Source organism: Rhizobium sp. R634, assembly GCF_002211305.1.
Taxonomy (GTDB): domain Bacteria; phylum Pseudomonadota; class Alphaproteobacteria; order Rhizobiales; family Rhizobiaceae; genus Rhizobium.
Genome location: NZ_LOKW01000007.1, coordinates 75,278 through 100,454, shown reverse-complemented (window position 1 = coordinate 100,454; position 25,177 = coordinate 75,278). Strand labels below are relative to the sequence as shown.

Sequence of the window (25,177 nt, the reverse complement as noted above, 5' to 3'; positions counted from 1 at the left end):
AACGGTTTCCAAAAACCGTTGGTCCCTTCTCTCGGAGGAACAGGAATGTTGATGAAAGAAGCCACGTCTCGTCTGACCAAGTCCGAGCTTGCCCATATCGGCAGCGGCGAGGTCGCCTACATAAGAAAGATGCGCACCGAAGAGGTCGCCAAGTGTTTTCCCGAGGCGCCGGATATCGATCCGAACGTCGATCTCTGGGCACTTTTCGGCGCCGATGGCACGCCGATCCTCTTGACGGACAACCGCTCCAGCACCTTCTTCAAGGCTGCCGAGGACGAACTGAAGACGGTCAGCCTGCACTGACCGTCAAAGGGTGCCTGATTTTTGCGACGCTGCCTCAGGGGCCAATCGCCGTTGGTGCTGTGCCTGTAACTGCCCTTTAGCCGCCGCCGACTCTCAGACTTTCCGGAACGTCAGATAGGCCGAAGACCGGCCCTCGCGCCGCGCCTTGGCCTCGTAGCGGGTGCTTGGCCAGCCCTCGTAGGGCGTCAGCCAGTCCGCCGCATTTTCGGCGATCCAGTCGAAGCCGCCGTGGTCGCGGCATTTGAGCAGCGTCCAATTCACATAGGTATCGATATCGGAGGCGAAGCAGAACAGGCCGCCGGGCTTCAGCACGCGGTGAAAGCGGTCGAGATTGGTTTTCGAGACGAAGCGCCGTTTCCAGTGCTTCCGCTTCGGCCATGGGTCGGGATAGAGCAGGTCGATCTGGTCGAGCGAGGCGTCCGGCAGCCAGTCGAGCAGCTGCGTCGCGTCGTCATTATAGACGCGGATGTTCTGCGTGCCGGTCTGGCCGGCGCGCGCGAGCAGCTTCTGCATGGAATTAACGAAGGGCTCGACACCGATGAAACCGGTGGACGGCGCCTCGAGTGCGCGGTGCATCAGATGTTCGCCGCCGCCGAAACCGATTTCCAGCCGCAATGTCTCGACCGGAACCGGAAAAAGCGAAGTCGGCGGCTCCGGGGGAGCCGCCGAGAGATCGATGAGGAATGCCGGCAGCAGGCTGTGCAATGTTTCGGCCTGCTGTTCGCGCAGGGCCTTTCCCTTGCGGCGACCGAAGAAGGCTTCGGTCGCCCGGCCCCGGCGTTCCATATCCGTCATGCAGCAGCCTTGGTCTTGACCGCTTCCTTGAGGGCCTTCACCAGGTCGGTGCGCTCCCAGGAGAACGAGCCGTCACGGCCGGCCTTGCGGCCGAAATGGCCGTAAGCCGAGGTCTTGGCGTAGATCGGCTTGTTGAGGTCGAGGTGGCGGCGGATGCCCGACGGCGACAGGTCCATATTCTCGCGGATCGCAGCTTCGATCTGGTCTTCCGAAACACCCTTGCCGGTGCCGTGCAGATCGACATAGATCGACAGCGGCTGAGCGACGCCGATCGCGTAGGAGAGCTGGATCGTGCAGCGGTCGGCGAGGCTGGCGGCGACGACGTTCTTGGCGAGGTAGCGAGCGGCATAGGCGGCTGAACGGTCGACCTTGGTCGTGTCCTTGCCGGAGAATGCGCCGCCGCCATGCGGAGCGGCACCGCCGTAAGTGTCGACGATGATCTTGCGGCCGGTGAGGCCGGCGTCGCCGTCCGGTCCGCCGATGACGAACTTGCCGGTCGGATTGATGTACCACTTGCAGTCTTCAGCAATCTTCAGTTCGCCGAGCGCTTCGCGGATATAGGGCTCGACGACGGCGCGGACCTTCTTGGAATCCCAGCTGTCGTCGAGATGCTGGGTCGAAAGCACGATCGACGTCACTTCCGACGGCTTGCCGTCGACGTAGCGTACGGTCACCTGGCTCTTGGCGTCGGGGCCGAGCTTGGCGACTTCGCCGTCGCCCTTCTTGCGGGCGACCGCGAGCAGCTGCAGGATCTTGTGGGAGTAATAGATCGGGGCCGGCATCAGGTCCGGCGTTTCCTTGCAGGCGTAGCCGAACATGATGCCCTGGTCGCCGGCGCCCTCGTCACCCTGCTGGTCGGCGGCGCTGTCGACGCCCTGGGCGATGTCGGCCGACTGCGAGTGCAGGAGCACGTCGATCTTCGCCTTCTTCCAGTGGAAACCGTCCTGCTCGTAGCCGATATCCTTGATGGCGCGGCGGGCGGCGGCCTTGAACTTTGACGGATTGATGACGTCCTTGCCGTCCTTATCCTTCTTCATCAGGCTCGGCGGCAGGCGGACTTCGCCGGCGATGACGACGCGGTTGGTCGTTGCCAGCGTTTCGCAGGCAATGCGCACGCCCCAGGGATTGACGCCCGTTTTGGCCGCTTCGCGGTAGACCAGGTCGACGATCTCGTCGGAGATGCGGTCACACACCTTGTCCGGATGACCTTCGGCAACAGATTCGCTGGTAAAGAGATAATTCGCGCGCATTCCGGGATTCCCCTCAAAGAACAAAAGCTAGCTAGTAGGTACTCAGTTCAGGGGCTGATGACAAGCGTACAACGACATAAATATATCTTTATATCTGCGGCAAAGTGACAAATTTTGCCCCAAAACAGCAAAAAAGCGGCCTTTCGACCGCTTTTCGAATTTCCGCAATGAAGATGGCTCAGTCGGAGTCGGCTTCGGCGGCAAGCGCCTTTACCAGCTCCACGACCTTGCGACGGACCTTGGGGTCGGAAATCTTGACGAAGGCGCGATTGAGCTGCAGGCCTTCCGAGGAGGAGAGGAAATCGACGACGTAATTCGAGCTGGAGGCTTCCGCCATGCCGCCGATGGCGCCGGAATGTTCGCCCGGCGCATCCTCGAAGAAGAAGGACACCGGAACATTGAGAATGCTCGAAATGTTCTGCAAGCGGCTTGCGCCGACGCGGTTGGTGCCTTTTTCGTATTTCTGAATCTGCTGGAAGGTGATGCCCAGGCTCTCGCCAAGCTTTTCCTGGCTCATGCCCAGCATCGTGCGGCGAAGGCGAATGCGGCTGCCGACATGAATGTCGATCGGATTCGGCTTCTTCTTGTTTTCAATCATGGTCGTGCCCTAGCTACGAATTTCAACCTGTTTCTAACCGGCATGCCCCTGATCCATCCCAAAACGCCACGTTGTAAGCGGTGGGAACCCACCGATTAACATACGTTAAGAACGCCGATTGACACTACTATGCAATTTTAGGGGTTTTTGGTCAATTCAACCCTGAAATAAAACCTGCGCGTGAAATTAGTGCAATCAAAATCAACAGCGCCTCAATCAACCAGAAGTATGTTTGACGGGGGAATGTTGTCCCGAACCCATTGCCGAGCCCATCAACAGTTGCATCAATAAAGCCGGTCTCACCAAGATCGAGGCCCGCAACAATTTCTCCATGCGCGTTCACCAAGGCCGAAATGCCGTTGTTGGCGTCGCGAATCAGCGGCAGGCCGGTCTCGATCGCCCGCACCCGCGCCTGCTGGAAATGCTGATAGGGGCCGGGCGTGATGCCGAACCAGGCATCGTTGGTGATATTGAGGAGCGCGTTCGCGTCTTTGATGTCGCCGGTCATTTCGCCGGGAAAAATGATCTCGTAGCAGATCAGCGGATAGAGGTTGAGGCCGCCGGGCAGCGCCAGCAGATGGCGGGTGGCGGCGGCCGAAAATCCGCCCGGAATCTCGACAACGTTCTGGATGCCGAGTTCGGTGAGCACGTCCTCGAAGGGCAGATATTCGCCGAAAGGCACGAGATGCACCTTGTCGGAGGCGGCGATGATCTGGCCGCGGCCGTCGATCACGTAGATGGAATTGTAATAGCGCACCGGCGTGCCGGGCCCCATCTCCTCGGCGCGCACGGCGCCGGCGATCAGGATCTGGTTGTCGTCGAGCGTGTCGGCGATCCGCGTCAGCGCATCCTGGTTGTCAGTCAGGATGAACGGGATCGAGGTTTCCGGCCAGACGATGATATCAGGCTTGCGCCCGCCATTCTGAGGCGCTTCGGCCGAAAGCTTCAGATGCGTTTCGAAAATCGCATTGCGGTCGGCGTCGTTGTCCATCTTCGCCGACTGGTCGATGGCTGGCTGCACCAGCCGCACCACCGGCCGCTTGTCCTCGGGCAGGGGTTGCGGCCGCGGCGCGAGATAGAGGGCATAGGCGCCGTAACCGAGATGGGCGCCAAACAGCGCGACGGCAAGCGCGATGCCCGGCAGCACGCCTTGCCGTGTTCCCGCAAGGGCAGGGGCGGAAAAGACGAAGACGGCAAGGGCCGTCACTCCCATCGCGCCGATCACATGCGCCGACTGCATCATCAGCGGAACGGGCATCATGCCGTAGCCGACGGCGTTCCAGGGGAAGCCGGTGAGGATCGTGCTGCGAAGCCATTCAAAGAGCCCGAAGGCTGCCGCAAGCGCGGCGATCCGCCCCAAGCCGTCCGACCAGAAGATGCGGGCAAGCGCGGTCGCCAGGCCGTAAAAGATCGCAAGACAGGCCGGCAGGCCGAGGATGGCGAGCGGCAGCGCCCAGGCGAATTCGTCCGAATCGACGAGCAGCGCGTGGCCGAGCCACCAGAGACCGGCGACGAAATAACCGAAGCCGAACAGCCAGCCGACGGTAAACGCCGGCCACAGCCGGCCGATCAGACTACTTTCAGGCGAAGCCGCTGCCCCGTCGATCAGCCAGACGAGCAGCGTGAAGGACAAGAACATCGCCGCGAAGAAGCCGAAGGGCGGCAGCGCCAGCACGGCGAATGCCCCGGCGAAGACGGCCAGCAACGACCGTTTGAACCCCCAGACGAGGATAACCCTGTCCGCAAGCCGCTCCATGCGCACTCCCATCAAGCCGCGAATCAACCCATCCGCAGTCTTTCAAAAAAGCGGCTCTTTGTCCTGTCAGTTGGCAGTCGATTCGGCCGGCCTGTCGTCGCCGACCTCGGAACCGGGGCCGATGTCGCCGTCCGCCTTGGCGCGGCGGCGGATGGCGTGACGCTTGCGGGTGATGCGCAGCCGCTTGATGCGGCGCGGATCGGCATCGAGGATGTGGAACTCGAAGTTCGGCAGCGCCTGGACGACCTCGCCGCGCACCGGGATGCGGCCGAGGGCGGAGAAGATCAGGCCGCCCAGCGTATCGACCTCGTCGACCTGCTCGCTGATATCGAAATCCGGCCCGATCGCTTCTGCGATCTCTTCCAGTTCGACGCGGGCATCGGCGAGGAAGACGTCTTCGGCGACGCGCTTGAACATCACCTCTTCGTCGTCATGCTCATCGTCGATGTCGCCGACCACCATTTCGACGATGTCCTCATGCGAGGCGAGACCGTCGGTGCCGCCATATTCGTCGATAACAAGCGCCATCTGGGTGCGGTTCACCTGCATGCGACGAAGCAGGTCGGACGCCAGCATCGACGGCGGCACGAACAGGATCTTGCGGATGATGCCGGCTTCGGCCAGCGTTTTCTGCAGATCGACGCGGGCGAGATCGAAATTCGGCTTGGCCGAGCGCGGCGGCTTCTGGATGTTCTCGGGCGCGACCTCGATGGCCGGCGTTGCGGCGGCCGGCTTTGCCGGGTTACGGCGCTTGTTGCGCGCCTGTTTGGCGACATAGGAAAGCAGGTCGCGGATATGCACCATGCCGCGCGGATCGTCGAGCGTGTCGGCATAGACGGGCATGCGCGAACGGCCGGATTCCTCGAAGAGGATCATCAACTCGCCGATGGTGATGTTCTGGTCGACCGCCTCGATATCGGCGCGCGGCACCATCACGTCTGCGACACGCACCTCGCGAAAGCGCAAGATGTTGTGCAGCATCGCCCGCTCGTCGGGCGAAAAGGCGTCGTCGCCGGCCGCATCGGTCATCAGCGCGTCGGCGAGGTCCTCGCGCAGCCGCGAACCTTGTTGTGGGCGAAGGATGCGCGCGGCGCGCGACCAGAAGGATTGGGGTCGGCCGGATGGCCGACTACTACTGCCCGCCTCGTCTGAGGAAGAGGATGGCTCGGAGTCCTTGGCGTCTGCCGCCGGCTTCGTCGTAAAGTCGCTCATGGTTCCATTTTAAGGTCTTGACCCTCGTAAGGATCAGATAGGCCGAGCTGCGCTAAAATGCGAGTCTCCAACCCCTCCATAATTTCGGCTTCGGCACTATTCATATGGTCGTAGCCGAGAAGATGCAAGAAACCATGGACCAGAAGATGCGTCAGGTGGTCGTCGAAGCTCTTTTCGAGCTCCTCGGCTTCCCGCTCCACGGTCTCGCGGGCGATGATGATGTCGCCAAGCATCGGACCCGGCATCTTGCCGGGCTGAACCGGAAAGGCCGGGAAGGACAGCACATTGGTCGCCTTGTCCTTGCCGCGCCATTCCGCATTGATGTCCTGGATCGAGGCATCGTCGGTAAACACCAGAGAAACCTCGGGCGGCATCTGCGGAAAGGGCTGTTTCTCGCTGTCACGCAGATAGACCGCGGCCGCCCCGAGAACGCGGTCGCAAAACGACAGCAGCGTTTCCTCCCCGGGCCAGCCGATGTCCTCGACGCTGATCTGGATGTCGAGTTCGGCCATTAGTCCTGCCGGCTGACGTCTTCGGCTTCGACGGCATAGGTGGAATCATAGGCCCTGACGATGCGCCCGACCAGCGGATGACGCACGACGTCGGTATCCTTGAAGCGCACGATCGAGATGCCCTCGACGCCGTTCAGAAGCTGCAGGGCCTCGACGAGGCCGGATTTGACGCCGCGCGGCAAGTCGATCTGGCTCGGGTCGCCGGTCACGATCATGCGCGCGTTTTCGCCGAGACGCGTCAGGAACATCTTCATCTGCATCGACGTGGTGTTCTGCGCTTCGTCGAGGATGATCGCGGCATTGGCGAGTGTGCGGCCGCGCATGAAGGCGAGCGGCGCGATTTCGATGACGCCGGCGGTAATTGCCCGGTCGACCTTGTCGGCGGGGATCATGTCGTAAAGCGCGTCATAGAGTGGGCGGAGATAGGGATCGACCTTTTCCTTCATGTCGCCCGGCAGAAAGCCGAGGCGCTCACCGGCTTCGACCGCCGGACGCGACAGGATGATCTTTTCGACCGCGCCGCGCTCCAGAAGCTGGGCGGCGTGCGCGACGGCGAGATAGGTCTTGCCGGTGCCGGCAGGACCGACGCCGAAGACGAGCTCGGCGCGCTCCAGCGCCCTGATATAGGCGTCCTGCGTCGGCGTGCGCGCGATGATCGTCTTCTTGCGGGTGGAAATCTGCGCCATGGTCAGCTTGGCCTTGCGCTCCATTGTGGGAAGGCTGAGCTGATCGTCGGCGGCGACCGCCATGCGGATTGCGCCTTCGACGTCGGATCGTTCCACGCTGCCGCCCTTCTGAAGCTTTTCATAGAGATAATCGAGCGTTCGCCGCGCCTGGTTGGTGGCCACGACGTCGCCCGTGATGACGACGGAATTGCCGCGCGCCCGCGCATCGATGTTGAGCCGCTCTTCCAGCAGCTTGAGATTCTGGTCGAACTGGCCGAAGAGCTCGCTGGCGAACCGATTGTTCTCGAACGTCAGGACGAAGTGATTGGTGTCGCTCGGCGTGCGGGGGTGGCGCGGTGAAGAAGAAACCAATTCTTGTCCGTTCAAGCGGTCGGGCTCCTTGGGTTAGACCGCAGCCTCTGCGCGTTCGGCAAACAGGCTGTTGGTTCCGGTTCCGGTGATTCGCACTTTAATAATGTCACCGATTTGCGATGCTTTTGCATCAACATTCACAGACTGAAGCCAGGGAGAACGTCCGATCAGCTGGCCGGCCATGCGGCCGGGCTTTTCGAGCAGCAGATCGATCTCCTTGCCGATGCAGGATTCGGCAAATTCCTGCTGCTGCTTCAGGAGAAGCGCTTGCAGGCGTTCCAGCCGTTCTGCCTTGGTTTCTTCCGGCACCTGATCCTTCAGTTCCGCACCGGGTGTGCCCGGCCGAGTCGAGTATTTGAACGAGAAGGCCTGCGCATAGCGCACCTCCTCCACAAGTCTCAGTGTATCCTCAAAATCCGCGTCTGTCTCCCCCGGAAAGCCGGTAATGAAATCGCCCGACAGCGCGATGTCGGGCCGCACCGTGCGGATGCGCTCGATCAGCGACAGATATTCGGCTGCCGTATGGCGCCGGTTCATTGCCTTCAGGATACGGTCCGAGCCCGACTGCACCGGCAGGTGCAGGTAGGGCATCAGCGCCCTCAAGTCGCGATGGGCCTCGATCAGCCGGTCGTCCATGTCGCGCGGATGGCTTGTGGTATAACGCAGCCGCGCAAGGCCGGGGATCTCGGCAAGGCGGTAGAGCAGGTCGCCGAGGCTCCAGGCTTCACCGCGCGGCCCGGCGCCGTGCCAGGCATTAACGTTCTGCCCGAGCAGGGTGATCTCGCGCACGCCGCCCTCGACCAGCTTTTCGGCTTCCTCGACGATCTGGGAAACCGGCCGCGACACTTCCGAGCCGCGCGTGTAGGGCACGACGCAGAAGGTGCAGAACTTGTCGCAGCCTTCCTGCACGGTCAGGAAGGCAGTAACGCCGCGGGCGCGGATCTTCCGGCTTTCGGCGATCGGCAGATGCTCGAACTTGTCCTCGATCGCATATTCCGTATCGACCACCCGACGGCCCTCTTTGGCCTGGCGCAGTGCTTCCGGAAGGCGATGATAGGTCTGCGGGCCGATGACGACGTCGACGGCGGGCGCGCGGCGCAGGATCTCCTCGCCTTCGGCCTGGGCGACGCAGCCGGCAACGCCGATCATCATCTCCCGGCCATCCGCCGCCTTCTTCTTTTTCATCTCGCGCAGCCGCCCGAGCGCCGAATAGACCTTCTCGGCGGCCTTCTCTCTTATATGGCAGGTGTTGAGGAGAACGAGGTCGGCCTCTTCCATATCTTCCGTCGGCTCGTAACCGTCGCGGGCGAGGGCATCGCTCATGCGCGTGGAATCGTAGACGTTCATCTGGCAGCCATAGGTCTTGATGAAGACCTTGCGGCTGTTGGAGCCATCGCGGAGCGTCTGCTCCGGGGCCTGAAGAAGGGCGCTGTCCTGTGTCATGCCCGGCTATTTAGTGGTTTTTGCGGCCTGAGAAAATCGAAATCTTGTTTCAGGAAATTTCCCGCCCGCGCAGGCAGCTGTTCAGGAGGTTGCGGATGCGCAGGGCGATCGTCGCGCTCACCTCCTTGCGGTTGGTGTCGGCGCGGTATTCCACCGCCTCACCGAAGGAAACCTCGGCATCGATGGCGCCGCACCGCACGATGTCGATGAGATGCGGCAGGAGCTCGATATCGCCCGGCCAGGCAGCGAGCGGCCTGTGATAGCGCCCCATGGCGATGCCGTGCACCCTGGTATAGGCAATCGCCACCGGCTGCACCACGACCGTTCCGGTCGGAGAATAAGGCACGGCCATCGCGGCGGCGCCGAACAGCGAGGATTTGACGTCCAGCAGCCGGTTTCCATCGGACGTCGTGCCCTCGGGAAAGAGCACGACGATCTCGCCGTCGGCCATGCGCCCGGCGATCTCGTTCGCCTGGTGTCCGGTCTTGCGCCTTTCCTCGCGCACGACGAAGACGCTTTTCTGCAGCTTGGCGAGGGTGCCGAAGATCGGCCAGTCGGCCACTTCGATCTTGGCGATGAAGGCGACGTCGGCGACGGCCGACATCACCATGATATCCATCCAGGACGAATGATTGGAGCAGAGCATCAGCGGCCGGCGGTTCTCCAGCCTGCCGCTCACGCGGATGCGGATACCAAGGCAATAACAGACGATGCGGTGCCAGATGCGCGGAAGCCAACGGCGCAGCCGCCAGTCGAAACGCAGGGCCAGCAGCTGCAGCGGGATGAGCGCGATGCTGACGACGAAGATGACGACCGCGGCGAGGGCGATGCGCAGCCAGGCGATCAAATGCCACTCTCCCAGGCTGCCATTGCTTCAGCGGTCTTCGTTTTTCAACGGAATGCCGTAGAGTTCCAGGCGGTGGTCGACCAGCCGGAAGCCGTGTTCGCGGGCAATGCGCTCCTGCAGCGCCTCGATCTCGGGCGAACGGAATTCGATCACCGTACCGTTCTTCAGGTCGATCAGGTGGTCGTGATGTTCTTCCGGCACCGTTTCATAGCGCGAGCGCCCGTCGCGGAAGTCATGGCGGGCGATGATGCCGGCATCCTCGAACAGCTTGACGGTGCGATAGACAGTGGAGATCGAAATCTTCGCATCGACCTTCACCGAGCGGCGGTAAAGTTCTTCGACGTCGGGATGATCTTGTGAGTCTTCCAGTATCCGCGCGATCACGCGGCGCTGCTCGGTCATGCGCATGCCGCGTTCGGTGCAAAGCTCCTCAAGGGTCTTGGCTACTTCAGGCATGGCCCGCCTTCAAAAAGATATTCGTCTTGCGACAAGACAGGACGGCGTTCGTGCCGACCAGCATGTCATCTCTCTGTCAGGCAACTACCGAAGAACGCGCTTCATGACAAGCGCCGTGGAGAGGGCGCCGTTCTCCTGCTTGTAGTAGCCCTGACGCTCGCCGACCTTTTCGAAGCCGAGCTTGCGATAGAGGCCAAGAGCTGCCGTATTGCCGTTGTCGACCTCGAGAAACATGGTCTCGCCGCCGCGTGCGCGTGCTTCCCGCATCGCCGCCTGCATCAGCCGCCAGCCGAGCCCGGAGCGGGCGGCCTTGGCCTGCACGGCGATCGTCAGGATTTCCGCCTCGCCGGCGACTTCGCGTGCGAGAATGAAGCCCGGAAGCGGCTTTCTCAAGATGGCGTTGGTCTGGCGCGCGACGAAGCCGAACACTGTTTCCTGGGAAAGCAGGCTATGGAACTCGCCGTCGCCCCAGGGGCGGGCGAAGCGTTCGCCATGCAGGACGGCGACATCGCGGCAATCCTCGGGCTCCATGGCGATGATTTCGAATTCGGGCTTCAGCGTCAGATAGGCTTCCAGCATCGTCATACTCGTCGCGCAATCGCATACCCGGCCTGCGGTTTGGCATCGGGTCCGCGCAGATAAAGGGGCTTCGGCTTTCCGGCATCGGGGGAGGCGGCAGCACCGAGGCGCGCCACGATGGAGATCGGGAATCTATTGGCGTGATCGCCGTCAGTGCCGGCCTTCAGGAGCGGCGTCGCCGATCCGGTGATCTCGCCGTCGAAACCGGCCGCAAGAGCCTGGGCTTGCGCGACGCTCAACGCCCGTGGTTCATCGAGCGGGGAGCCGTCGGCAGCGAAGGGCTGAAGGTAGATTTCATCCCGTTTGGCGTCCATGGCCGCGAGCACCGCGCGGCCGGGTGTCTTCTCGCGCCGGGCAGCGGCCATGACTTCGAGCGTGGTGACGCCGACGGCAGGCACGTTGAGGGAGAGCGCAAAACCGCGGGCTGCGGCGACGCCGACGCGGATGCCGGTAAAGGAGCCGGGACCTATGGTGACGGCCAGGCGGTCGATATGAGAAAGCGTCACTCCGGCCTGATCCAGCGCGCGGTCGACGAAACCAATCAGATGTTCAGCATGCCCCTTGCCGATCATGTCCGATGCCTCCCCCAGCATCGTATTCCTGCCGCTGTCATAGACGGCGGCAGCGCAATCCACACCTGCCGTGTCGAGCGCCAGAACGATCATGCCATCAATTTCCGAATAAACTATTGTCGCCTATTCATAAATCCCTCCGGCCGAACTTGACATGAACGGCCAGAGAAAACTCCGGCTTCTTAAGCGGCGATCACTTCCTGAACTTCCGGGACGAAATGGCGCAGCAGGTTCTGGACGCCGTGCTTCAGCGTTGCCGTCGAGGACGGGCAGCCGGAGCAGGAACCCTTCATGTTCAGATAGACTTTGCCGTCCTTGAAACCGCGGAAGGTGATGTCGCCGCCGTCCTGGGCAACGGCCGGACGCACGCGGGTCTCGAGAAGCTCCTTAATGGTCAGCACGATCGATTCATCGCTCTCGTCGAAGAACTCTTCGTCGGCATCGGCATCTTCGGAGAGGATGGAGGCATCGCCCATGACGGGCTTGCCGGACATGAAATGCTCCATGATCGAGCCAAGGATAGCCGGCTTAAGATGCTGCCATTCGGCATTGTCCTTGGAGACGGAAATGAAGTCGTAGCCGAAATAGACGCCGGTCACGCCGGGAATGTCGAACAGGCGAGCCGCAAGCGGCGAGGCCTGCGCCTCTTCAGCGCTGCGGAATTCGGCCGTGCCGTTTTCCATCACCACCTTGCCCGGCAGGAATTTCTGCGTGGCGGGATTGGGTGTGGCTTCGGTCTGAATGAACATCTGGATCTCCATGCGGCAGGCCCGTGACCTCAGCCGACTTTAGAACTCTTCAAAAGAAAATAAGCCCAATGCGGGCTCTAATCAAGAGACTTGTACTCAAGATTCTCAGCAGAGCGCGTCGATTTCCTCGTTGGTCAACGTATCCGGCAACACGGTGACCGGGATCGGAAAGGCGGCGGCACGGCCGGCGACCGATGAAACCAGCGGCCCTGGGCCTTCCTTCGCCGAGCCGGCGGCAAGAACGAGGATCGCCACATCGCGGTCTTCTTCGATCATGGCGTTGATCTGCTCGGCGGCGCTGCCCTCGCGGATGACGATCTCGGGCTCGATGCCGATCGTTTCGCGCACGATCTGGGCGATCTTGGCGACCACCGCCTCAGCCTCCTCGCGCGCCTCGGCCCGCATGATCTCCTCGACGCCGAGCCATTGCTGGAAATCGCCGTCCGGGATCACGTAGAGCAGCACGAGGCCGCCATTGGAATTCTTCGCGCGCCGGCCGGCATAATGAACGGCGCGCTGGCATTCGGGTGTACCGTCGATCACCGCCATGAATTTGCGGCGATGACCTTCGAGCCGTGAGAGTCGCTTCGATACCATGGAGCGGACTCTGACACCCGAAGCGAAAAAATTGCAAGCTCAGTTTTTGCTCCTCTTGCCCCAGCGGAGAGAAGAGGAGATGCGCCTCTCAGTAGAGGAAGCCGATGACGTCGCGCACCTGCTTCATCGTCACTTCGGCGCGTTCCCTTGCGCGCTCTCCGCCCCTGCGCAGGATGGCGTCGATATGGCTGGTGTCGTCCATCAACCGGCGCATCTCGCCGGTGATCGGCGCAAGCACATGGATCGCCAGATCGACCAGCGCGGGCTTGAAGACGGAGAACTGCTGCCCGCCGAATTCGGCAAGCACTTCGGCCTTCGACTTGTCGGCGAGCGCTGCATAGATCGCCACCAGATTATCCGCCTCGGGACGGCCCTGCAGCCCATCGATCTCGCTCGGCAAGCCGTCCGGATCGGTCTTCGCCTTGCGGATCTTCTTCGAGATCGCTTCCTCGTCGTCCATCAGATTGATGCGCGAGAGGTCGGAGGGGTCCGATTTCGACATTTTCTTGGTGCCGTCGCGCAATGACATGACGCGCGGCGCCGGCCCGCCGATCAGCGGTTCCACCATCGGGAAATAGGCATGCACCGGCTCATCGCCGACGGTGATGTCGACGCCGTAACCGGTCTTTCGAATATGTTCGGCATAATCGAGGTTGAATTTCATCGCGATGTCGCGGGCAAGCTCGAGATGCTGCTTCTGGTCCTCGCCGACAGGCACGTGGGTGGCGCGATAGACGAGGATGTCGGCGGCCATCAGGCTCGGATAGGCGTAGAGGCCGAGCGAGGCCTGCTCGCGGTCCTTGCCGGCCTTGTCCTTGAACTGCGTCATGCGGTTCATCCAGCCGATGCGGGCGACACAGTTGAAGATCCAGGCGAGCTCGGCATGCTGCGGCACGGCCGATTGATTGAAGACGATATGTTTTTCCGGATCGATGCCAGCGGCGATGAAGGCGGCTGCGATCGAACGCGTCTGGCTCGGCATGTCCTCGTGGACGAGCTGAGCGGTGAGCGCATGCATGTCGACGACGCAATAGATGCAGTCGTTGCCTTCCTGCAGCGCCACGAACCGGCGGATCGCGCCGAGATAATTGCCGAGATGCAGATTGCCGGTCGGTTGCACGCCGGAGAATACGAGTTTCTTGAATTCGCTCATGTCGTCCTCAATAGGCTGGTGGAGGGCCCACAGCTTTGGTTTGCTGCATGGCAGCAGGGCTTTTCGCCCATGTTGTTAACGCCGCGGCTTATGCACGGGCAACCCGTCGCAATCAAGGGGTTCAGGCTGCGGCATGCTGGATCAGGTCGAAGCTGTTGCCATAGGGATCCGCAAAGACCGCCACCGTGCCGTAAACCTCATGCCTCGGCTCTTCCAGAAAGCGCACTCCGGCCGCAAGCATTGCGGCATGATCGCGGGCAAAATCGTCGGTCTTCAGGAAGAAGCCCACGCGGCCGCCCGTCTGATTGCCGATCGCCGCCCGCTGCGCATCGTTTGCCGCCTGCGCCAGCAGAAAGGCCGCGCCATCCCCGCCCTTCGGCTTTACCACCACCCAGCGCTTGCCCTCCGGCTGCGCCTCGTCCTGAAGGCACTCGAAACCAAGCGCGTCGCAATAGAATGCCTTGGCGCTGTTGTAATCGTCGACGACGAGAGTGACGAGAAAAAGCGACTGCATCATATGATCTCCTAGATTTGGACGTTTATTCCATTTCGAGGCGGCTGAGCCCCAGATTTTAAGCCAAATTGATCATTTGATTTAGCTATAATTGAGTATAAAATTTCACAGAAAAGCTTTTATTGAACTGAAAATCTCCGGGCGCACGTTTGGCGGCCCGCAGGCCGCCGTGCCAACCGCTCGGAGGGACCATGCAGAACGCCAGTTTACTCGTCATGGCAGGCCTTTTCGCCCTACAATCAGCAACGAATGCCGTCGGTCAAGACGCCAAAAGGCATGCCGTTTATCTTCCCAAGCATGAGGCGCGCCTCGCCTATGCGGTCCAGACCGTCAGCGTTCGCGCCGGCTGTTTTCCCACGCGCCTGAGGGCGATCCTGTCCCATATCGCGGCAAAGACGGGCCGCCGCCCGATCGTCACCTCCGGCCACCGGCCGCATCCGCGCCGCCACGGCTCCCTGCATGGAAAATGCCTGGCGGCCGATATCAGGGTTCCCGGCCTCTCCGAGCGCACCATCATTGCCGCCGCAAGAAGCGCGCCCGGCATCGGCGGCATCGGCAGCTATTGCAACGGCATCATTCACGTCGACGTCGGCCCGCAGAGACGATGGGTGGATTGTTGAAGCAATCCAGGAAAGTGCTGCTCGGTCTTGCGGGGGACGGAGAGGCTGCAGCTATTCTCCTTCGCCCCGTTTACGGGGAGAAGGTGGCGGCAGCCGGATGAGGGGCGGCCGGCAATCGCCCTAGTTTTGTGCATCTTTCGCCGGCGCCGGCTTGCGGTTCAGATTGCGGCGGATCATGCCGAGATCGGCGCCGCCGATCAGGAAGGCGGCGGCGAAATAGATCAGCATGCTGATCGCAATCAGCAGCCCGAGCGTGCCGATCTTGGTCAGAAGCGGCGCGCCGGACGCCAGCCAGGGTGCGAAATATTGTTTGAGGAAGACGATGGCCGCACCCATGACCGCAGCGGCGATGACGAGCAGCGCGGCGCGCTTCGCCAGCGCCCATTCCCATGTCAGATGGCCGCGGCGCAGAAGCGTGGTGAACAGCAGCACGGTGCTGATCCAGCCGGCGGTGGCTTCGGCGACGGCAATGCCGGGAGCGCCCATATAGGGGAAGAGGGTGAGCGCGGTGGCGCAGTTGGTCGCAACCGCGATCGCCGAAAAACGCATCGGCGTCTTGGTGTCCTCGCGGGCATAGAAGCCGGGCTGCAGCGCCTTGATCAGCACGAAGGCGGGTAGGCCGATGCCGTAGATCGCCAGGATCGCGCCGACGACGGCGGTGTTTTCCTGATGGAAGGCGCCGCGTTCGTAAAGCACGCGGATGATCTCGTCGGAGAGGATCCAGAGCGCGAAGGCGGCGGGGATCGTCAGGAACAGCACGAATTCGATCGAGCGGTTCTGCAGGTTCGCCGCTTCGCGCAGCGCACCGCCCTTCAGCGCCCGGGCAAGCTCCGGCAGCAGCACCACGCCGACGGCGACGCCGACGACGCCGAGCGGCAGCTGGTAGATGCGATCGGCATATTGCAGCGCCGCGATCGCGCCGTCGCGCGAGGAGGCGATCGCCTGGCCGATCAGCTGATTGATCTGGGTGATGCCGCCGGTGACGGCCGCCGGCACGGCGAGGATCAGCAGCCGCTTGACGTTCGGCGTCATTTTCGGGAAGCGGAAGCCGATGCTCATGCCGGCTGCCAGCACGCCGACATAGACGACGGCGAGCTGCAGCACGCCGGCGGCAAGCACGCCCCAGGAGAGATACCAGGCGGTCGCCAGCGGGTCGGCGCCGGTATAGAGCGCATAGAACAGCGCCCCGATCATCACCACGTTCAAGAAGACGGGGGCGATGGCGGCGGCGAAGAAATGATGCAGCGAATTCAGCATGCCGCTCATCATCGCTGTCAGCGACATGCACATGAGATAGGGGAACATCACGGCCGCCATGCGGATCGTGATCGAGAATTTCTCGGGGTCGTCGGCAAAGCCCGGCGCGATGACGAAGCGCACCAAGAGCGGCATGCAGAGTTCCATCACGATGGTGATGAGGAGCAGCACCGAAAAAAGCACGCCGAAGACTTCTTCGGAAAAGCGCTTGGCCCCATCCGTGCCGTTCGCCTCGATCTCCTTGGCAAAGAGCGGCACGAAGGCGGCATTGAAGGCTCCTTCGGCAAACAGCCGGCGAAAGAGGTTGGGAAAACGGAAGGCGGCGTAGAAGACGTCGGCCATCGGCCCGGTGCCGAGTGCTGCCGCCATCAGCGTTTCGCGGGCGAAGCCGAAGATGCGGCTGCCGAGGGTTGCGCCGCCGACGGTCGCGAATTTCTTGACGAGGCTCATGCTTGGGGGCTCATGCGGGAGAACCGGCTTTCTTGTCGGTGGGGGTCGAGGTCCGGGCGGTGGCGGCAGGTGCGATGATGCCGGAGGGCATGCGCTCGCGCAGCTCGTCCTCCTCCTCGGCCATGACGGCCTTCATCCGGGCGGTGATATTGGCGCGCTTGCTGTCGCCGGAAATCTTCTGTCCCACAAGATCGGTGACGTAGAAGGTGTCGATCACCTTTTCGCCGAAGGTGGTGATGCGGGCCGACTGGATGTCGAGCGACAGATCGGAGAGCACGGCGGTGATCTCCGAGAGCAGTCCCGGCCGGTCGAGGCATTCGACCTCGATGACCGTGAATTTGTTCGACAGGCTGTTGGTGATGTTGACCGACGGCGGAATGACGAAGGCCTTGCTTTTCTTGCGGTTGCGCGTGCGCGTGGCGATGACCTCGGGCAGGCGCTTGCGGCCGGACAGCACGTCCTCGATCATCCGCCCGATCGTCGCCGCGCGGCGCAGCTCGTCCGCATCGTCGGTGAATTCGCGGCTGACATGGATCGTGTCGAGCGCGCGCCCGTCCGAAGTCGTGAAGATCTGCGCATCCACGATATTGGCGCCGGCCGCCGCACAGGCCCCGGCGATGACGGCGAGCAGCCGCGGATGGTCGGGCGACAGCACGGTGATCTCGGTGATCGCGTGGAAGCTGTCGGTCCGCACCGTGGTGGCGAGGGCCTGTCCTGCCTTGTCCGCCTGACGGATGAAATGGGCGTGGCGGAGCTGGTCTTCCAGCGGCACGGAAAGCAGGTAGGGCTGGTAGTGCAGCTTGGTATAGGTGTTGCGGTCCTTCTGGCTCCACTCGGCAAGTGCCGCGCGCAGCGCGTCGGCCGCCGCATTGGCCCGCTCCTTGCGGGAGACTTCCGAAAAGCCGCCGGCGAGCAGCAGCTCGGTTTCGTAGTAGAGCGTGCGCAGAAGCTGGCCCTTCCAGCCGTTCCACACGCCGGGCCCGACGGCGCGGATATCGCAGATGGTGAGGATCAAGAGCATTTTCAGCCGGTCGAGCGATTGCACGCGGTCGGCGAAATCGGTGATCGTCTTGCGGTCGGTGAGGTCGCGGGTCTGCGCCACCATCGACATCGTCAGATGTTCCTCGATCAGCCAGACGACGATTTCCGTCTGTTTCTGCGACAGGCCGAAGCGGGCGCAGAGCTTGCGGGCGACGCGGGCGCCGGCGATCGAATGATCCTCCAGCCGGCCCTTGGCGATATCGTGGAGAAGAACGGCGACATAAAGCGCCTCGCGGTCCTCGATATTGGGCATCAGCTTGTTGGCGAGCGGATGCAGATCCTCGGACCGCGCCCCGTCGATCTCGGAGAGAACCTCGACGGTGCGGATCAGATGTTCGTCGACCGTATAGTGGTGATACATGTTGAACTGCATCATCGCGACGATCTTGCCGAAATCGGGGATGAAGCGGCCGAGCACGCCGGCCTCGTTCATGCGGCGCAGGATGAGCGCCGGATCACGTTTCGACGTCAGGATCGACATGAAGAGCCGGTTCGCCTCGTCGTTTTCCCTGAGCCTGTTGTCGATCAGGGCCAGCGAACGGGTGACGCGCTTCAGCGCATCCGGATGGAATTCCAGCCCGTTGATGTCGGCGACGTGGAAGAGCCGGATGATGCTGATCGGATCGCGCTTGAAGACTTCGGCGTCGGCCAGCGCGATGCGGCCGCGGTCTTCGACGAATTCGACGCTGCCGGCGATCTTGCGGTTGCGGTGGGTGAAGCGGCTGATGACGCCGGTGAGGCCCGGGATCGACTTCGCCTGCTGGTCTTCGAGTGCAGCGCAGAGGATGCGGGTCAGATCGCCGACATCCTTGGCGACGAGGAAATAGTGCTTCATGAACCGCTCGACCGCTGAAAGGCCGGGACGGGTGTGGTAGCCGAAGGCTTCGGCGATCTCGCGCTGGATGTCGAAGGACAGGCGCTCCTCGGCCTTGCCGGTGAGGAAGTGCATATGGCAGCGCACGGCCCAGAGAAAATCGTCGGCTTTCTCAAGCAGCCGGTATTCGTGCTTGGAGAGCACGCCGAGCTTGACCAGCTCCGCCTGATCGCGCACGTGATAATAATATTTCGAAATCCAGAACAGCGTGTGCAGGTCGCGAAGCCCGCCCTTGCCTTCCTTGACATTCGGTTCGACGAGGTAGCGCGTGTCGCCTGCCTTGCGGTGGCGTTCGTCGCGTTCGGCAAGCTTGGCGGCGATGAACTCAGGACCGGTGCCGGTGACGATTTCCTTGTCGAAGCGGGTCTCCAGCTCCGTCTCCAGCCGCTGCAGGCCGCAGATGTAGCGCATCTCCAGAATCGCGGTGCGGATCGTCATGTCGGACTTCGAAAGCGCGATGCATTCATCCACCGTACGGGTGGCATGGCCGACCTTGAAACCCATGTCCCAGAGCACGTAGAGCATGAACTCGACCGCCTTGTGCGTCTCGTCCGCCGGCCGCGGCAGAAAGAGGAACAGCAGGTCGATATCGGAGCCCGGCGCCAGCGTGTCGCGGCCGTAGCCGCCGACGGCGGTGACCGCGAACTTGTCCCGCTGCTGCGGGAAGACGTGGGTGATGGCGAAATTGTAGAGGACGGCAATGATCTGGTCCTGCAGCCAGGAAATCCGGTAGGCGCAATTGAGCCCGCCGCCGTCGGCCATAAGGGCGGCGCGTGCCTTCTGCCGGCCTTCCGCGCTTGCCTTCTTCAACGCGGCGAGAAGATCTGCGCGCATGACGTCCGGCCGGTTGCGATTGGCTTCGGCGACGGCATCGCACTGCTTCTGCAGGAGTTCGGCGTCGAGGATCTGAGAGAAATCGAGGTCGCGCATCGCTGTCACAGGGGCGGTTTCCTGTTCATGCCGGGCTGCCGGTTCAGGGCTTTCCGCTTGTTTCGTTTGCATGCGCTATAGCCTCTTTGCCCGATGAATGACACGGGCCTTGATACTGCATGAACCTTTAAATTTGGCGAAATGGTGTTGCCATGCTGCGATGCGGGACGCTTTGCCGCAAGAGGCAGCACGCTCGCCATAAGCCTCAAGCGGCGGTCTGCGCTTGCAGCGCGTACAGCACCTGCCGGGTTTCGCTCAGGATCTCCTCGAGCGTCTGCTTGTCGCATTCGCGATAGCCTGCCATGGCGATCGAGGTCGCGAGCTCGGATATCATAGCGCAGGAGCGTGTGATTTTCAGCAGGCCGATCGGCGATGTCCAGCCGCGCGCATTGCGGTCCTTGTCGGCGCGCCGCATCGTGTCGAGCATGGAGCAGATGAGCGAGAGGCGCTGCGTTTCGCGAACCAGCTTCTCCATGAACATGGGCGCGCTCCTATTTCAGCTTCTTCTTGAGATCGTAAAGCGCATCCAGCGCCTCGCGCGGCGTCATGTCGTCAAGGCTCATCGCCTTCAGCGTCTCCTCGACCTTGGACGGGCCGCGCGCCGTCTCCTCGCGGCGCACTGCCACCTGGAAGAGCGGCAGGTCGTCGATCAGCTGGCTCGCCGGGTTCTTGCGGTCGGCGTCCTCGAGACGGGTCAGCACGTCGCGGGCGCGCGCCACCACCGAGGCCGGAAGCCCGGCAAGCCGGGCGACCTGAATGCCGTAGGAGCGGTCGGCCGCACCCGGCCCGACCTCGTGCAGGAAGATGACGTCGCCGTCCCATTCCTTGACGCGCATCGTGGCGTTCGATAGCCGGCCAAGCTTTTCGGAAAGCACCGTCAGTTCGTGGAAATGCGTGGCGAAGAGGCCGCGGCAGCGGTTGGCCTCGTGCAAATGCTCGACGGCCGCCCAGGCGATCGACAGGCCGTCGAAGGTGGCGGTGCCGCGGCCGATTTCGTCGAGGATGACGAGGGAGCGGTCGCTTGCCTGGTTGAGGATCGCAGCCGTTTCCACCATCTCGACCATGAAGGTAGAGCGCCCGCGCGCCAGGTCGTCGGAGGCGCCGACGCGCGAAAAAAGCCGGTCGACGACACCGATATGGGCTGATGTCGCCGGCACGAAGGAGCCCATCTGCGCCAGGATCGCGATCAGCGCATTCTGGCGCAGGAAGGTCGATTTGCCGCCCATGTTCGGACCGGTCAGCAGCCAGATGGCGCCGTCCTTGTCGCCGTCCTTCGGCGAGAGATCGCAATGATTGGCGACGAAGGGGCCGCTCGCCTGCCGCCGCAGCGCCTGCTCGACCACGGGATGGCGGCCGCCCTCGATCGCAAACATCTTGGAGCCGTCGACCTGCGGCCGGCAATAGGCCTGCTCTTCGGCAAGAAGCGCAAGGCCCGCTGCGACATCGATGACGGCGAGCGCCCGCGCGCCCGATTTGATCGCCTCGGCTTCCTCAACGACGGCCGCCGTCATCCTGTCGAAGGCTTCGAGTTCGATTGCGAGCGCCCGGTCGGCGGCATTGGCGATGCGGCTTTCGAGATCGGCAAGCTCGGTGGTGGTGAAGCGCATGGCGCTCGCCATCGTCTGGCGGTGGATGAAGCGGGCTTTCGCCTCCGCCGTATCCGTCATCGGCCCTGCATTGCCGGCGGTCACCTCGATGAAATAGCCGAGGACGTTGTTATGCTTGATCTTCAGCGACCTGATGCCGGTTTCCTCGGCATATTGCAGCTGCAGGCCGGCGATGACGCGGCGCGACTGGTCGCGCAGCGCCCGGACCTCGTCGAGTTCGGCATTGGCGCCGTCGCGCAGGAAGCCGTCGCGCTTCAGCAACGGTAATTCGTCGGCGAGCGTCACGGTGAGCAGCTTTTCCAGCGCCGCCGGAAGAGCTTGCAGCCCGGCGAGCGCCTCGCCGAGTTCTTCGGGCAGCATCGCCTTACCGAGCATCTCTACAATTCCGGCCGCCGCTCCGAGGCCCTGGCGGATCGCCGAGAGATCGCGCGGGCCGCCGCGGTCGAGCGCCAGGCGGGAGAGCGCCCGCGGCATATCAGGCACATGTTTCAGCGTGTCGCGCAGATTGCCGCAGAGCGTGGGTTCGTCGATCAGAAAGCCGATCGAATCGAGCCGGGCATTGATGCGGCCGGGATCGGTGAGCGGCGACATCAGCCGCTCGGCGAGAAGCCGTGCGCCACCGCCGGTGACGGTCCTGTCGATCGCCTTCAGCAGCGAGCCGTTGCGATCACCCGAAAGCGTGCGGCCCAGTTCCAGATTGGCGCGGGTGGCGGGGTCGATGAAGAGCGTCGAGGCCGCACTTTCCCGCTCCGGCTTGCCGAGTGGCGGCCGCTCGGCGATCTGCGTCTTCTCGACATAGGCGACGGCTGCGGCCGCCGCCGCAAGCTCGGCGCGCGAGAAGGTGCCGAAGCCGTCGAGCGTGGCGACGCCGAAGTAACGCGCGATCCGGCCTTCGGCGCTGGCGCTGTCGAAGAGCACAGCCGGCTGCGGCACGGCAGTGCGGCCGAGCACGTCGAAGACCGCCTTCAGTTCCGGATCGTGGAAGATCGTGTCGGGCAGGATCAGTTCGCGTGGATCGATACGCAGAATATCGGCGAGCAGCCGCGATGCTTCGGTTTCGGCAAGCCGGAAGACGCCGGTCGAAATATCGATCCAGGCGAGCGCCAGCGTCGGTTCGGCCCCGCCGCGAATACGGGTCAGCGCCATCAGATAATTGGATTCCGAGGGCGAAAGCAGCTTTTCCTCGGTGATCGTGCCCGGCGTGACCAGGCGGACGACGTCGCGCTTGACGACAGATTTGCCGCCGCGTTTTTTGGCTTCGGCCGGATCCTCGATCTGCTCGCAGACGGCGACGCGGAAACCGAGGGAAATCAGCTTCTGCAGATAATCGTCGGCCGCATGCACCGGAACGCCGCACATCGGAATGTCCTGGCCCATGTGCTGGCCGCGCTTCGTCAGCGTGATGCCGAGCGCGCGGGCGGCTTCCAGCGCATCCTCGAAGAACAGCTCGTAAAAGTCGCCCATGCGATAGAAGAGAAGCGAATCCGGATTGTTCGCCTTGATCTCTATATATTGCTCCATCATCGGCGTGGCCGAGGCGCGGCTTTCCGCCGTAGCAAGCTCGGCAGCCGAAAAGGCTTCGTTCCCGGTATCTATTCGTGCGTTCACGGAGGTGCAGTTTTTCCCAAAAAAACAGGTGCCAACCCTATCCGCCCGCCGCTATAGATGACAACAGCATTTGAGGAAGAGCAAAGCGTCGCCCACAGGACGTTGGAGGATATATGCCCGATATCGATAAGAAGGATCGTCCGGTGACCTCGGTGACCGACCAGGAGGCGCTCGATTTTCACGCCATGGGCCGCCCCGGCAAGCTGGAGATCAATCCGACCAAGCCGATGGCGACGCAGCGCGATCTCTCGCTCGCCTATTCCCCCGGTGTCGCCGTCCCCGTCAAGGCGATTGCCGCCGATCCGCAGACGGCCTACGACTATACGGCGCGCGGCAATATGGTCGCGGTCATTTCCAACGGCACTGCCATTCTCGGCCTCGGCAATCTGGGTGCTCTCGCCTCCAAGCCGGTCATGGAAGGCAAGTCGGTGCTCTTCAAGCGCTTTGCCGACGTCGATTCCATCGACCTCGAGATCGATACCGAAAACGTCGACGAGTTCATCAACTGCGTGCGCTTCCTCGGCCCGTCCTTCGGCGGCATCAATCTGGAAGACATCAAGGCGCCGGATTGCTTCGTCATCGAAAGCCGCCTGCGCGAGCTGATGGACATTCCCGTCTTCCATGACGACCAGCACGGAACGGCAATCATCGCCGCCGCCGGCTTGATCAACGCGCTGGAGCTGACCGGCCGCGACCTGAAGACGACGAAGCTCGTCTGCAACGGGGCGGGAGCGGCGGCGATTGCCTGCGTCGAGCTCATCAAGGCGATGGGTTTTGCGCCTGACAATATCATCCTCTGCGATACCAAGGGCGTCATCTACCAGGGCCGCACCGAGGGCATGAACCAGTGGAAGTCGGCGCATGCGGCAAAGACCGATGCGCGCACGCTGGAAGAGGCGATGAAGGGTGCGGACGTCATTTTCGGCCTGTCTCAGAAGGGCGCGTTCTCGGCCGATATGATCCGCTCGATGGCCGATCGGCCGATCATCTTCGCCATGGCCAATCCCGATCCCGAAATCACCCCGGAAGAGGTGGCCCGCATCCGCGACGACGCCATCATGGCGACGGGCCGTTCGGATTATCCGAACCAGGTCAACAACGTTCTCGGCTTCCCCTATATTTTCCGCGGGGCGCTGGATGTCCGCGCTTCGACCATCAACGACGAAATGAAGATCGCAGCTGTCAAGGCCTTGGCAAATCTTGCCCGCGAGGACGTGCCCGATGATGTGGTCGCCGCCTATCAGGGGAACCGGCCACGTTTCGGGGCGCAATACATCATCCCCGTTCCCTTCGACCCGCGACTGATCTCGGCGATCCCGGTCGCGGTCGCGGAAGCCGCGATCGAAACCGGCGTCGCCCGCAAGGTCATCACCGACATGGCGGGTTACGCCCGCGAGCTCTCGGCGCGCCGCGATCCGATCGCCTCGACGCTCGCGAGCCTCTATGAGCGCGTGCGCCGCCGCCCGAAGCGGATCGTCTTTGCCGAAGCCGAGGAGGAGCAGGTCCTGCGGGCCGCGCTCTCCTACGCCAATCAGCAGCTCGGCACCGCCATCCTGCTCGGCCGCGAAGACCTGATCCGTGCGACGGCCGAACGCGCCGGCATCGATCTTAACCGGCCGGGCCTGGAGATCGTCAATGCCCGCATCTCGACCCGCGTCGAGGCCTATATCGATTATCTCTACGCCAGGCTTCAGCGGCACGGCTATCTCCATCGCGATGCCCAGCGCCTGATCCACAACGACCGCAACCACTTTGCCGCCACCATGGTGGCGTTGGGCGACGCCGACGGCATGGTCACGGGCATCACCCGCAACTATTCGACCGCCCTCGAGGATGTGCGCCGCTGCATCGACGAGAAGCCGGGCCACCGCGTCATCGGCGTGTCGCTGGCGCTTTGCCGCGGCCGCACGGTCTTCGTTGCCGATACGGCGGTGCATGACATGCCGACGGCCGAGCAGCTTGCCGATATCGCCGAGGAGGCCGCCGGTCTCGCCCGCCGCATGGGCTATCAGCCGCGTGTCGCGATGCTCGCCTATTCCACCTTCGGTCATCCCTCGGGCGAACGCTCCGAGCGGGTGCGCGAGGCGGTGAAGATCCTCGACAAGCGCCGCGTCGATTTCGAATATGACGGCGAGATGGCGGCCGACGTCGCGCTGAACCGCAAGGTGATGGAACAATATCCCTTCTGCCGCCTTTCCGGCCCCGCCAACGTGCTCGTCATGCCGGCCTTCCACTCGGCCTCGATCTCGACCAAGATGCTGCAGGAACTCGGCGGCTCGACGGTGATCGGCCCGATCCTCGTCGGCCTCGACAAGGCGGTGCAGATCACCTCGATGGGTGCCAAGGACAGCGACATCGTCAACATGGCGGCGATCGCTGCCTATGGGGCAGGTTCGTAAACTCGCCTCTGCCGATTC

At 62.8% G+C, this 25,177-nt stretch carries 23 protein-coding genes; 3 read left to right on the top strand and 20 right to left on the bottom strand.

Annotated features, from left to right (window positions below):
• Positions 1–45 precede the first annotated feature (45 nt).
• A complete protein-coding gene (locus ATY77_RS11280) occupies positions 46–303 on the top strand; it encodes a DUF1150 family protein (protein ID WP_088676614.1) in 258 nt (85 codons plus the stop codon).
• 93 nt (positions 304–396) lie between these two features.
• Here ATY77_RS11280 and ATY77_RS11275 read toward each other — a convergent pair whose 3' ends face one another.
• The 16 genes from ATY77_RS11275 to ATY77_RS11200 all read right to left on the bottom strand — a co-directional run bounded on the left by ATY77_RS11275 (position 397) and on the right by ATY77_RS11200 (position 14,376).
• Positions 397–1,098: a tRNA (guanosine(46)-N(7))-methyltransferase TrmB gene (locus ATY77_RS11275; protein WP_088687374.1), complete on the bottom strand. Its 702-nt coding sequence runs from the start codon at positions 1,096–1,098 to the stop codon at positions 397–399.
• A complete protein-coding gene (metK, locus tag ATY77_RS11270; protein WP_088676616.1) occupies positions 1,095–2,348 on the bottom strand; it encodes a methionine adenosyltransferase in 1,254 nt (417 codons plus the stop codon). The genes ATY77_RS11275 and metK overlap by 4 nt, the downstream gene beginning before the upstream one ends.
• Before the next feature lie 178 nt (positions 2,349–2,526).
• Complete coding sequence (locus tag ATY77_RS11265) at positions 2,527–2,946, bottom strand: helix-turn-helix domain-containing protein (RefSeq protein ID WP_088676617.1); 420 nt, start codon at positions 2,944–2,946, stop codon at positions 2,527–2,529.
• A 151-nt stretch (positions 2,947–3,097) separates the two neighbouring features.
• On the bottom strand, positions 3,098–4,702 hold the full coding sequence (gene lnt / locus ATY77_RS11260; RefSeq protein WP_088687373.1) for an apolipoprotein N-acyltransferase: 1,605 nt from the start codon (positions 4,700–4,702) through the stop codon (positions 3,098–3,100).
• 66 nt (positions 4,703–4,768) lie between these two features.
• Entirely contained in the window at positions 4,769–5,914 is a 1,146-nt protein-coding gene (locus tag ATY77_RS11255; RefSeq protein ID WP_088676619.1) for a hemolysin family protein, read from the bottom strand.
• Positions 5,911–6,426 carry an rRNA maturation RNase YbeY gene (ybeY, locus tag ATY77_RS11250; RefSeq protein WP_088687372.1) on the bottom strand — a complete coding sequence of 172 codons (516 nt, stop codon included), beginning with the start codon at positions 6,424–6,426 and terminating at the stop codon, positions 5,911–5,913. The genes ATY77_RS11255 and ybeY overlap by 4 nt, the downstream gene beginning before the upstream one ends.
• A complete protein-coding gene (locus ATY77_RS11245; RefSeq protein ID WP_088687371.1) occupies positions 6,426–7,478 on the bottom strand; it encodes a PhoH family protein in 1,053 nt (350 codons plus the stop codon). The genes ybeY and ATY77_RS11245 overlap by 1 nt, the downstream gene beginning before the upstream one ends.
• A gap of 18 nt (positions 7,479–7,496) precedes the next feature.
• Positions 7,497–8,906, bottom strand: coding sequence for a tRNA (N6-isopentenyl adenosine(37)-C2)-methylthiotransferase MiaB (gene miaB / locus ATY77_RS11240; protein WP_088676622.1), 1,410 nt, complete (start codon positions 8,904–8,906; stop codon positions 7,497–7,499).
• Between the two features lie 49 nt (positions 8,907–8,955).
• Positions 8,956–9,753: a 1-acyl-sn-glycerol-3-phosphate acyltransferase gene (locus ATY77_RS11235; RefSeq protein ID WP_088676623.1), complete on the bottom strand. Its 798-nt coding sequence runs from the start codon at positions 9,751–9,753 to the stop codon at positions 8,956–8,958.
• 27 nt (positions 9,754–9,780) lie between these two features.
• Positions 9,781–10,209, bottom strand: coding sequence for a Fur family transcriptional regulator (locus ATY77_RS11230; protein ID WP_088687370.1), 429 nt, complete (start codon positions 10,207–10,209; stop codon positions 9,781–9,783).
• Positions 10,210–10,293: 84 nt separating this feature from the next.
• Entirely contained in the window at positions 10,294–10,794 is a 501-nt protein-coding gene (locus ATY77_RS11225; protein WP_190233704.1) for an N-acetyltransferase, read from the bottom strand.
• A complete protein-coding gene (gene tsaB, locus ATY77_RS11220) occupies positions 10,791–11,453 on the bottom strand; it encodes a tRNA (adenosine(37)-N6)-threonylcarbamoyltransferase complex dimerization subunit type 1 TsaB (protein ID WP_088687369.1) in 663 nt (220 codons plus the stop codon). Before tsaB ends, ATY77_RS11225 begins: the two co-directional genes overlap by 4 nt.
• A gap of 89 nt (positions 11,454–11,542) precedes the next feature.
• Entirely contained in the window at positions 11,543–12,109 is a 567-nt protein-coding gene (locus ATY77_RS11215) for a NifU family protein (protein ID WP_088676962.1), read from the bottom strand.
• A gap of 105 nt (positions 12,110–12,214) precedes the next feature.
• Entirely contained in the window at positions 12,215–12,706 is a 492-nt protein-coding gene (locus ATY77_RS11210; RefSeq protein ID WP_088676627.1) for a universal stress protein, read from the bottom strand.
• An 88-nt stretch (positions 12,707–12,794) separates the two neighbouring features.
• A complete protein-coding gene (gene trpS, locus ATY77_RS11205) occupies positions 12,795–13,859 on the bottom strand; it encodes a tryptophan--tRNA ligase (protein WP_088687368.1) in 1,065 nt (354 codons plus the stop codon).
• Positions 13,860–13,980: 121 nt separating this feature from the next.
• Positions 13,981–14,376 (bottom strand): VOC family protein, encoded by a 396-nt coding sequence (locus tag ATY77_RS11200; RefSeq protein ID WP_088687367.1) that lies wholly within the window; start codon positions 14,374–14,376, stop codon positions 13,981–13,983.
• A 188-nt stretch (positions 14,377–14,564) separates the two neighbouring features.
• On the opposite strand from ATY77_RS11200, the gene ATY77_RS11195 reads away from it, so the two are divergent.
• A complete protein-coding gene (locus ATY77_RS11195) occupies positions 14,565–14,993 on the top strand; it encodes a D-Ala-D-Ala carboxypeptidase family metallohydrolase (RefSeq protein ID WP_088687366.1) in 429 nt (142 codons plus the stop codon).
• A gap of 120 nt (positions 14,994–15,113) precedes the next feature.
• Here ATY77_RS11195 and murJ read toward each other — a convergent pair whose 3' ends face one another.
• The 4 genes from murJ to mutS all read right to left on the bottom strand — a co-directional run bounded on the left by murJ (position 15,114) and on the right by mutS (position 22,760).
• Positions 15,114–16,700, bottom strand: a complete 1,587-nt coding sequence (gene murJ, locus ATY77_RS11190; protein ID WP_088687365.1) for a murein biosynthesis integral membrane protein MurJ — start codon at positions 16,698–16,700, stop codon at positions 15,114–15,116.
• Positions 16,701–16,710: 10 nt separating this feature from the next.
• Entirely contained in the window at positions 16,711–19,617 is a 2,907-nt protein-coding gene (locus ATY77_RS11185; protein ID WP_088687364.1) for a [protein-PII] uridylyltransferase, read from the bottom strand.
• Positions 19,618–19,750: 133 nt separating this feature from the next.
• Complete coding sequence (locus tag ATY77_RS11180; RefSeq protein ID WP_088676633.1) at positions 19,751–20,026, bottom strand: hypothetical protein; 276 nt, start codon at positions 20,024–20,026, stop codon at positions 19,751–19,753.
• Positions 20,027–20,036: 10 nt separating this feature from the next.
• The gene (mutS, locus tag ATY77_RS11175; protein ID WP_088687363.1) at positions 20,037–22,760 is read right to left on the bottom strand and encodes a DNA mismatch repair protein MutS; all 2,724 of its coding nucleotides are present in this window, start codon (positions 22,758–22,760) and stop codon (positions 20,037–20,039) included.
• Positions 22,761–22,873: 113 nt separating this feature from the next.
• Here mutS and ATY77_RS11170 point away from each other — a divergent pair, with 113 nt between their 5' ends.
• The gene (locus ATY77_RS11170; protein ID WP_088676635.1) at positions 22,874–25,159 is read left to right on the top strand and encodes an NADP-dependent malic enzyme; all 2,286 of its coding nucleotides are present in this window, start codon (positions 22,874–22,876) and stop codon (positions 25,157–25,159) included.
• Positions 25,160–25,177 lie beyond the last annotated feature (18 nt).